The sequence below is a fragment of the Spirillospora sp. NPDC046719 genome (assembly GCF_040645715.1).
GTDB lineage: Bacteria > Actinomycetota > Actinomycetes > Streptosporangiales > Streptosporangiaceae > Spirillospora.
The window spans coordinates 1-9,522 of record NZ_JBEYYT010000370.1; the positions used below are offsets into that span (position 1 = coordinate 1).

Annotated in this window: 9 protein-coding genes and 1 pseudogene; 7 read left to right on the top strand and 3 right to left on the bottom strand. The window is 74.7% G+C overall.

The features are described 5' to 3' along the window. The 6 genes and pseudogenes from ABZ914_RS39370 to ABZ914_RS39395 form a co-directional block, all read left to right on the top strand. Positions 1–353 (top strand): annotated as a pseudogene (locus ABZ914_RS39370) (hypothetical protein); the annotation flags it as partial. Further along, positions 350–955 (top strand): DUF5941 domain-containing protein, encoded by a 606-nt coding sequence (locus ABZ914_RS39375; RefSeq protein ID WP_500199607.1) that lies wholly within the window; start codon positions 350–352, stop codon positions 953–955. The pseudogene ABZ914_RS39370 and the gene ABZ914_RS39375, both read left to right, overlap by 4 nt. Next, positions 952–1,683, top strand: a complete 732-nt coding sequence (locus tag ABZ914_RS39380) for a phosphocholine cytidylyltransferase family protein (protein WP_190860242.1) — start codon at positions 952–954, stop codon at positions 1,681–1,683. The genes ABZ914_RS39375 and ABZ914_RS39380 overlap by 4 nt, the downstream gene beginning before the upstream one ends. A 62-nt stretch (positions 1,684–1,745) precedes the next feature. Then, positions 1,746–2,819 (top strand): iron-containing alcohol dehydrogenase family protein, encoded by a 1,074-nt coding sequence (locus tag ABZ914_RS39385; protein WP_190860276.1) that lies wholly within the window; start codon positions 1,746–1,748, stop codon positions 2,817–2,819. Next, positions 2,809–3,678: a CDP-alcohol phosphatidyltransferase family protein gene (locus tag ABZ914_RS39390; RefSeq protein WP_500199610.1), complete on the top strand. Its 870-nt coding sequence runs from the start codon at positions 2,809–2,811 to the stop codon at positions 3,676–3,678. Before ABZ914_RS39385 ends, ABZ914_RS39390 begins: the two co-directional genes overlap by 11 nt. 23 nt (positions 3,679–3,701) lie before the next feature. Further along, complete coding sequence (locus tag ABZ914_RS39395) at positions 3,702–4,556, top strand: glycosyltransferase family 2 protein (RefSeq protein ID WP_500199614.1); 855 nt, start codon at positions 3,702–3,704, stop codon at positions 4,554–4,556. Here the strand turns inward: ABZ914_RS39395 and ABZ914_RS39400 are convergent. Both ABZ914_RS39400 and ABZ914_RS39405 read right to left on the bottom strand, forming a co-directional pair. Beyond that, entirely contained in the window at positions 4,549–5,181 is a 633-nt protein-coding gene (locus ABZ914_RS39400; RefSeq protein ID WP_190860237.1) for a TetR/AcrR family transcriptional regulator, read from the bottom strand. The genes ABZ914_RS39395 and ABZ914_RS39400 overlap by 8 nt on opposite strands. A gap of 129 nt (positions 5,182–5,310) precedes the next feature. Next, the gene (locus ABZ914_RS39405) at positions 5,311–6,258 is read right to left on the bottom strand and encodes an RNA polymerase sigma-70 factor (RefSeq protein WP_500199612.1); all 948 of its coding nucleotides are present in this window, start codon (positions 6,256–6,258) and stop codon (positions 5,311–5,313) included. A 222-nt stretch (positions 6,259–6,480) separates the two neighbouring features. Here ABZ914_RS39405 and ABZ914_RS39410 point away from each other — a divergent pair, with 222 nt between their 5' ends. Continuing rightward, on the top strand, positions 6,481–6,966 hold the full coding sequence (locus ABZ914_RS39410) for a carboxymuconolactone decarboxylase family protein (RefSeq protein ID WP_500199613.1): 486 nt from the start codon (positions 6,481–6,483) through the stop codon (positions 6,964–6,966). Positions 6,967–7,021: 55 nt separating this feature from the next. On the opposite strand, the gene ABZ914_RS39415 is transcribed toward ABZ914_RS39410, so the two are convergent. Then, on the bottom strand, positions 7,022–9,472 hold the full coding sequence (locus ABZ914_RS39415; protein WP_500199615.1) for a HelD family protein: 2,451 nt from the start codon (positions 9,470–9,472) through the stop codon (positions 7,022–7,024). Between the last annotated feature and the right edge of the window lie 50 nt (positions 9,473–9,522).

Here is a 9,522-nt window from a genome sequence, read left to right on the forward strand (position 1 = left end):
CGCCGGGCGGGCCCGGCCTCGCCGGGAACGCGTGGGCGGCGGCGGTGGCCGCGCTGACGCTCCTGTCGGTCCGCCACACGATGGACGTGTCCTACGCGGCGTCCCGGTACGGCCGGCGCCCGCGGCGGGACCGCGTCCGCAACGAGGTCGCGCGCCGCGCGGTGCGGGCGCTCGCGCTCCCGGCCGGCGAGCGGTTCGCGCTGATCGCCGTCACCGCCGCGCTCGCGGGCGCCCGGGTCACCTTTACGGTCCTGCTGGTGTGGGGCTCGGCCGCGGCCGCGTTCGTCCTCGCCGGGCACGCGCACGGCTCGTTCGCGCACGCGGCGCCCCTGCCGGGATCGGCGGACCGGTGAACGCCGCCGTCCAGGTCGGGGACCACCGCGACGACGGGCCGGTGTGCCTGGTGCTGGGCCGGACGGCGCGCGGCCGGCTCCCACCGCTGCCCGCCGCGGTCGCCGCCGCGGGCGTCACCGCGCTGCTGCTCGCCGCGGGTGCGCCCGGCCCGCCGGCGCCCGCGCTGCTCGCCCCGATCGTGGTGGTCCTGCTGGCGGGTCCTTCCGCAGGACATCCGCACACCGGACGGCTGGACTGGCTCGTACCGCCCATAATCCGCGCGATCGAGTATGGTTACCTCGCCGTACTGGGGTTTGCGCAGGGAGTGTCGGCACCGCTCGTCTACGTGCTGGCGGCCGTCCTCGCGCTCCACCACTGCGACGTCGCGTACCGCTCCCGCCAGGGACTCCGGGCGCGGGGGCTCGCCCTCCGCGCCGGGCTCGGCTGGGAGGGCCGGATGCTCTGTGTGGCCTTCGCGGGCCTCTGCGGACTGCTTCCGCTCGCGTACGCTGCGCTGGCCGCCTACCTTGGTGTGCTGTTCGGCAGCGAGGGCGTCGCCACGTGGGCGCGGTCCGGTCGCGGCGGCGGTGTGATGGTCGACTGGGAGGAAGAGAAAGCATGATCGGCATGGTGCTGGCGGCGGGCGCGGGCCGGAGGCTGCGGCCGTACACCGATACCCTCCCCAAGGCCCTGGTCCCCGTGGACGGCGAGACCACCATCCTGGACATCGCGCTCGGCAACCTCGCCGAGGTCGGCCTGACCGACGTGGTCATCGTCGTCGGCTACTGCGCCGGCGCGGTCGAGGAGCGCAAGGCCGCCCTCGAGGAGAAGTACGGCGTGTCCATCACGCTGGTTCACAACGACAAGGCCGAGGAGTGGAACAACGCCTACTCCATGTGGCTGGCTCGGGAGCACTTCTCCAAGGGCGTCCTCATGGTCAACGGCGACACGGTCCATCCGGTGAGCGTCGAGAAGACGCTACTGGCGAACCGCGGACCGGACATCCTCCTCGCCGTGGACAACGTGAAAACTCTCGCCGACGAGGAGATGAAGGTCATCCTCGACGAGGGCGAGCACCTGAAGACGATCACCAAGCTGATGGACCCGTCGACCGCCTACGGCGAGTACATCGGCGCCACCCTGATCGAGCCCGCCGCCGCGGAGCCCCTCGCGGACGCCCTCAAGGCGACGTGGGAGGCGAACCCCGACCAGTACTACGAGGACGGCTACCAGGAGCTGGTGAACCGGGGCGGCCGCATCGCGGTCGCGCCGATCGGCGCGGTCGAGTGGGTCGAGGTGGACAACCACGACGACCTGGAGAAGGCCCGTCGGATCGCCAAGACCTACTGACGCCGCCGGCGCCACACGCGGGACGACCCCGAGCGAGGAGGCCCATGCCCCTGCTGACGCGGATGCTGAACGCGCCGCTCTCCATCGACGTGCGGCGCGGCGCCGTCGCCGCCCTGGGCGAGCTGCTCGCCGACAAGCGCATCGCCACCGAGGGACGGGTGGCCATCGCCGTCGGCCAAGGCCAGGGCGACCACATCGCCGAGCACGTCCGCCCGTCCCTGTCCGCCTGCGAGGTGTTCCAGGTCGAGGGCGGCACCGTCGACGCCGCCGTCGGCCTCGCCGGCAAGCTGCGCGGCGGGACGTTCGAGGCCGTCGTCGGCATCGGCGGCGGCCGGACGATCGACGCGACCAAGTACGCGGCGACGCTGTCGGGCATCCCGATGGTGTCGGTCGCCACGAACCTGTCGCACGACGGGATCTGCTCCCCGGTCGCGTCCCTGGAGCACGACAAGGGCAAGGGCTCGTTCGGCGTCGTGATGCCGCTGGCGATGGTCGTCGACCTCGACTACGTGCACACCGCGCCCGACCGGCTCGTCCGCGCCGGGATCGGCGACGTGGTCAGCAACTTCTCCGCGGTGGACGACTGGCTCCTCGCCGCCGAGCAGTGCGGCGAGCGCGTCGACCGGATGGCGCTGACCGTCGCCCGCACCGCCGCGGAGGCGCTGCTGCACCAGCCGGGCTCCATCGAGTCCGACCGGTTCCTCACCGTCCTCGCCGAGGGCCTCGTGCTGTCGGGGATGGCGATGTCGTTCGCGGGCGACTCGCGCCCGGCGAGCGGCGGCGACCACGAGATCCTGCACGCCATCGACCAGCTCTACCCGGGGACGGCCAACCACGGGGAGCTGGCGGGGATCGGCGCGGCGTTCTGCTATCACCTGCGCGCCAGCCGGCTCGGCGGCGCGGACGCCGGCGACACCGCCGCGGAGCGGCTCGCGGAGATCCTCACCTGCCTCGGCAGGCACGGGCTGCCCCGGTTCCCGGCCGACGTCGGCCTGACCGAGGAGCAGTTCGCGGAGGCCGTGCTGTACGCCCCGCGCACCCGTCCCGGCCGCTATACGATCTTGGAACACCTCGGCCTCGACAAGGGCGAGACGCTCAAGGCGGTGGAAGAGTATGTCCAGGCCCATGGAGGCTGAGCTCCCCGGACAGCCCGCGCCCGACCCCGGTCCGCCGGACGCGGGCGACGAGCGCCCGCCGCGCAAGGCGGCGAAGGTCGCCGACATCCGGCGGTACGGGCAGCCGCCCGGCCTGAAGGACCGGCGGAACGAGGAGCACTGGGCGGGCCGCCTCTACATGCGCGACCTGTCCCCGTACTTCGGGTGGATCGCGCTGCGCCTCGGGTTCAGCCCGAACCAGCTCACCTACCTGATGATGCTGAGCGGCATCGTCGCCGGCGTCGTGGTGTCGCTGCCCGCGTCCGGCACGGGCGCGCTGTGGACGGCCCTCGGCGGCGCCCTGCTCATCCAGGTCTACCTGCTGCTCGACTGCGTGGACGGCGAGGTCGCCCGGTACCTGCGGCGGACGTCGGTGGCGGGGGTCTTCCTCGACCGCATCGGCCACTACCTGTCGGAGATCTCGCTGCTCATCGGGCTCGGCTTCGCCGCGCAGGGCGGCTGGAAGAACGGCGGCTGGGCCGAGCTCGGCCTCGTCGCCGCGCTCGGCGCCGCGCTGATCAAGGCGGAGACCGACAACGTCGTGGTGGCCCGCGCCAAGTCCGGGCTGCCCGCCGACCCGTCCGGCGGCGACCGGGCGCTGCGGCCCCGCTCGACCGGGATCGCGCTGGCCCGCCAGGCCGCGTCGATGCTGCGCTTCCACCGCATCATCGGCGCCGTCGAGCTGTCGCTGCTGATCCTGGCCGCCGCCCTGATCGACACCCTGACCGGTGCGGACACCCCCGTCGCGATCCGCGTGCTGATGGTCGCCGTCGCGCTCGTCGCGGTCGTCCAGACCCTGCTGCACCTGGTCAGCATCCTGGCCTCCCGGAGACTGAAGTGAAACTCAGCGTCGTCGTCCTGACCATGGGCAACCGCCCGGACGAGCTGGCCCGCGCCGTGCGCAGCGCGCTGGAGCAGGAGCACGCGGACGTCGAGGTCGTCCTCGTCGGCAACGGCGTCGACCCCGTGGGCGACCGCGCCGGCCTCCCGCCGTTCGACGACGAGCGCGTCAAGACGATCAGCCTGCCGACGAACGTCGGCATCCCGGCGGGCCGCAACCGCGGCGTCGAGGCGTCCAGCGGCGACGTGGTGCTGTTCCTCGACGACGACGGCTGGTACCGCTCCACCCGCCTCGGCACCTACCTGCGGGACCGGTTCGCCGCCGACCCGGCGCTCGGCGTGGTGTCGTTCCGGGTCCGCGACCCGGAGGGCGGGCGGGGCGAGCGCCGGCACGTCCCGCGGCTGCGCGCGGGGGACCCGGAGCGCTCGTCGGAGGCCACGACGTTCCTCGGCGGCGCGTGCGCGATCCGCCGCGCCGCGTTCGACGCGGGCGGCGGCCTGCCGGAGGACTTCTTCTACGCCCACGAGGAGACCGACCTCGCGTGGCAGATCCTCAACGCCGGCTACCACATCGTGTACGACGCGTCCGCGGTGATGTTCCACCCGGCCGTCCTTCCGACCCGGCACGACATGTTCTACCGGTACAACGCCCGCAACCGCGTCTGGCTCGCGCGCCGCAACCTGCCGTGGCCGCTGGCGTTCACCTACCTCGCGGTGTGGATCGGCATGACCCTGCTGCGCGAGCGCAAGCCGAGCGCCCTGAAGCCGTGGTTCAAGGGCTTCCTGGAGGGCTGGCGGAAGCCGGCGGGCCCCCGCCGCCCCATCTCCTACCGCACCGCGTGGCGCATGACGCGGACGGGCCGCCCGCCGATCATCTGATCGCCGACAGGATCAGGTGGGTCAGCTCCGCCGTGATGTCGTCCAGCGGGATCGTCTGGTCGCGGGCGGACCAGTGGTGGACGAGGTTGTTCACGGCCCCGATGATCGCGATGACGGTGAGGCGGTAGTCGCGGTCGGCGGCCTCGCCGCGCCCGACGGCCTCCCGGATCATCGCGAGCATCGTCTCCTCCCAGTGCGCGCGCCACTGCAGTCGGTGCCGTTCGAGGCCGGCGCTGACCCCGATGACCTCGACGAACGCGATGCGCGCCCAGCGCGGGTCGCTGGCGGTGACGGTGACGAAGGCGCGGACCGCGCGCTCGACGCGGGCGGGCAGCGGGTCGGCGGCGGCCTCGGCGTAGGCGGTGTCGAGGGCCGCGCGGGCGCGCTCGTTGATGCTCCGGTGCAGGGCGGTGAGCAGTTCCTCGCGCCCGGAGAACTCCTCGTAGAAGTTGCGGGTGGACACGCTGGCGGTGGCGCAGAGCCGCTCGATGGAGGTCGCCGCGTAGCCGCGGGTCCCGAACAGTTCGAGGCCGGCGCCGAGCAGCCGCTCCCGCCGGTCGGCGCGGCGCTCCTCGGCGGAGCGGCCGCCGTAACTGCGGCGGGGGGCGGGGTTCCGGCCGCTCATCGATCTCCGTTCTGGCGGTGTCGTAAGGAGGCAGCGCCAGCCTAACCGCGCCCGGCCCGCCGCGCGCCCCGTCGCCGTCGTCCGCCCCGCCGTCGTCCGCCCCGCCGTCGTCCGCCCCGCCGCCGCGACTCAGCGCAGGACGGGGGTCTCCTCGGTCATGCGCGACAGCTTCTCGGGGTTGCGGACGGCGTAGAGGCCGGTGATGAGGCCGTCGTCGATGCGCACCGCGATGACGGTGTCGATCTCGCCGTCGAGCCGGAACACCAGCGCCGGGTAGCCGTTGACGTGCGCGGGACGCAGCGACGCGGCGGCGCCGAACCGGTTCAGGCCCGCGGCCAGCGGCGCCACCAGGTCGGCTCCGGTGATGGGCTCCAGCGCGGCCTGCGCGACCCCGCCGCCGTCGCCGAGGAACACGACGTCCGGCGCGAGGACGTCGAGCAGCCGCTGCAGGTCGCCGGTCTCGATCGCCCGCCGGAACGCCTCCAGTGCCCCGGCGGTCTCGTCGGGGGAGACGGGGCCGCGCGGCCGGCGCGCCGCGACGTGCGCCCGGGCCCGGCTGGTGATCTGGCGGACGGCGGCGGGCGACTTGCCGACCGCCTCGGCGATCTCGTCGTAGGGCAGGTCGAACACCTCGCGCAGCACGAACACGGCCCGCTCGGTCGGCGCGAGCGTCTCCAGCACCAGCAGCATCGCCATCGAGAGGCTGTCGGCCAGCTCGATGTCGTCGGCCACGTCCGGCGCGGTCAGCAGCGGCTCGGGCAGCCAGGGGCCGATGTAGGACTCCTTGCGGCGGCGGAGCGTGCGCAGCCGGCCGAGCGCCTGGCGGGTGGTGATCCGCACGAGGTAGGCGCGCCGGTCCCGCACGCCGTCGAGGTCGACGCCGATCCAGCGCAGCCAGGTCTCCTGGAGGACGTCCTCGGCGTCGGCGGCGGAGCCGAGCATCTCGTAGGCGACGGTGAACAGCAGGTTGCGGTGGGCGACGAACGCCTCGGTGGCGGCGTCGGCGCGGCCGGGCCGCTCCGGCGGGGTGCTCGCCGGCTCCGGCGGGGTGCTGGCTCGCTCCTCGGGGTCGTTCATCGCCGGCTCCTGTCTGCTCGTCGTCAAGGCTGCCACGCGCATGAGATGCCGCCCGCCGCCGCCCTGTGACAGGTGCGGCCGGTGGCGTAGGTCACAGCGCGGCGCCGTCACAGGGGCCGGGGCGCCGGCATCTCCATGGCATCAGGACGCCGCGCGGACGGGCCGCGCGGCGCACGGCCCCGCCACGGAGCCCACTACGGAGCCCGCTGCAGAGGAGAAGCCATGGAATCCCGGTTCGACCTGATGAGCAACGCGCTCGGCGCCAAGATCGGCAAGCGGTTCTTCAACGTCAGCCTGGCGATCCAGCAGTCGTCGCTGCCCCAGAGCGTCCAGAATCTGGCGATGCTGCGCGCCAGCCAGATCAACGGCTGCGGCTGGTGCGTGGACGTGCACAGCAAGGACGCCGCGGCGGCGGGGGAGACCGCGGTCCGGCTGAGCCTGGTCGCCGCCTGGCGCGAGTCGACCGTGTTCACCGAGGCGGAGCGGGCCGCGCTGGCGCTCGCCGAGGAGGGCACCCGGCTCGCCGACGCCCACCGCGGCGTGTCCGACGAGACGTGGGCGCTGGTGCGCGAGCACTACGACGACGACCAGATCGCCGCGCTCGTCTACCTCGTCGCGATGATCAACGCGGCGAACCGGCTCGGCGTGATCTGCCACAGCAAGGGCGGTTCGTACGAGCCCGGCGCGTTCGCCGGGCTGGAGAACTGACCGGCGGGCACCCGGCCCGGATCCGCGGATCCGGGCCCGGCCCGCGCTGCGGGCGTCAGCCGGACAGCAGGATGCCCTCCCACTCCGGCGCGGACGTCAGGACGACCAGGTGCTGGGTGGCGCGGGAGACGGCCACGTACAGGACGCGGAGCCCGTTGGGCGACTGCGCGGCGACCGTCTCGGGGGCGGCGATCACCGCGGCGTCGAACTCCAGGCCCTTGGCCTCCAGCACGTCGAGGACCTGGACGCGGTCGGGCAGCCCGGCGGCGAGGCGCGCGCGGGCGGCGGCGTCCCACCGCGCGGACGCGATCTCGTGCGGCAGCGGGATCGTGCCCTCGTCGTGCGCCTCGGCCGGATGGAACGGGACGATCACGCCGATCGTCCCCTCGACCTGCCCGAGCAGCTCCTCGGCGGCCTCCCGCGCGGCGGCGGGGAGCCCGGCCTCGGGGAGGACGCGGACGACCGGCGCGATCCCCGAGGAGCGGACGGCACGGGCCGGCCGCGCCTCGGGCAGCGCGCGCGCCAGCACTCGCGCGGACACGGCGGCGATCTCGGTGGAGTTGCGGTAGTTCGTCGTCAGCTCGTACTCGTGCCGGGTGCGGCGCGGCGCGGGCTTGCGGCGGCGGCGGTTCCGGGACGACGGGCGCTCCCCGCTGAGCGCCGCCTCCATGGCCGTGCGGGCGGCGGCGAGGTCCTCCCAGGCGCTCTGCGCCGGGTCCTCCACGACCGTCCAGCTCGCCTGGCGGCCCCGGCGGCCGAGCATCCGCCACTGCATCGGCGACAGGTCCTGCGCCTCGTCCACGACGATGTGCGCGTACTCGGGGCGCTCCTCCACCACGCCGTCGTCGACGCGGCGGGACCGCTCCAGCCGCTCCATCGACGTGGTGAGCTCCTGCATCTCCGGCTCCCAGTCGTCCTCCGCGACCTCCTCGCCGGTGAGGATGTTGACACCGTCGACCACGAACGGGTCGTCGGCGGCGGCGGACGCGCGGCGGCGGGACGGGCGCGGCGGCGAGCCGAGCAGCGCGTCGAGCTCGTCGATCAGGGCGACGTCCTGGTAGCTGAACGGAGCGTCGCCGCCGGCGGGGGCGGCCCAGGACGCCGCGAGCCGGGCGACGTCGTCGCGGTGCAGCTCGCGCCCGGCGGCGCGGCGCAGCCGGTCCGGGTCGCCGAGCGAGCGGAGCACGTCGGCGGGGCGGCGGATCGGCCAGAACGCCACGAGGAAGTCGGCGAACTCGCGCTGCTCGCGGACGCGCGCGTCGAACTGCTCGCGGGGCGTGCCGTCGCCCGCGGGGCGGCCGGTCTCGTCGTCCAGGGAGGCGAGGCCGTCGGCGGCGAGGATCGCGTTCCACAGGCCGGCCTCGGCGCCCTCCGCCTCCCGGGCGGCCTCCGGGCCGCCGAGGTCGGTGAACCGCCGCCACAGGGCGTCCAGCAGCATCTCGGCGACCTGGCGGCGGGCCGCGTTCACGCTGCCCCGGCTGCGCCGGTGCACGTCGTTGCGGACGCGGTCGAGGGTCCGCCGGTCGAGGGAGACGACGACGCCCTTGAACACCACGCGCAGCTCGTCGGGCGCGCCGGGGGCGTGGTCGGCGACGGCGCGCCGCAGCACGGCCGCCATCGCCTCCGACCCCTTCAGCGCGGCGAGCGGGGGCGTGTCGTGGACGGTCGCGGTGACGCCGTCGACGAGGTCGCCGAGGGAGCGGAGCGTCGCCGAGCCCTCGCCGAGGGACGGCAGCACCCGCTCGATGTAGGCGGTGAAGCGGCGGTTCGGGCCGACCACCAGCACGCCGCGCGAGCCGAACCGGCGGCGGTGCCGGAACAGCAGGTAGGCGACGCGGTGCAGGGCGACCGCCGTCTTGCCGGTGCCGGGGGCGCCGCGGACCAGGACGGTCCCGTCGGCGGGCGCGCGGATCACCTCGTCCTGCTCGCGCTGGATGGTCGCGACGATGTCGCGCATCGCGCCCTCGCGGGCGCGGGCGAGGGAGGCGAGGAACGCGCCGTCGCCGACGATCGTCATGCCGTCGGCGGCGTCGGGGTCGAGGAGGTCGTCCTCCAGGTCGACGACGGTGTGGCCGCGCGAGTGCAGGACGCGGCGCCGGACGACGCCGCGCGGGTCCTCGGGGGTGGCGCGGTAGAAGTCCTCGGCGGCGGGGGCGCGCCAGTCGATGACCAGGGAGTCGTGCTCGCTGGTGCGCACGCCGATCCGGCCGACGTAGCGGACCTCGCCGGACGGCTTCTCGCCGGGGGCGAGGTCGAGCCGGCCGAACACCAGCCCGTCGTCGGCGATGTCGAGGGCCTGGGCGCGCAGCGCCGCCTGGTGGACCATCGCGTCCCGGTCCACCAGGGAGCCCTTCGTGCCGGCGAGCGACTGCCGGTAGCCCTCGCGGATCATCGCCTGGGCGTCCGCGCGCATCTCCTCCAGCCGTGCGTAGGCGATGTCGACGTACCGCTGCTCGGCGGCGATCCCGGACCGCCGCTTCCAGCGGCTGCCGGCGGGCCTGGCCATCGCGGCCCGGCGCGGCGACGGCGTCACCCGGGTGATGGCCCACGAGTTCG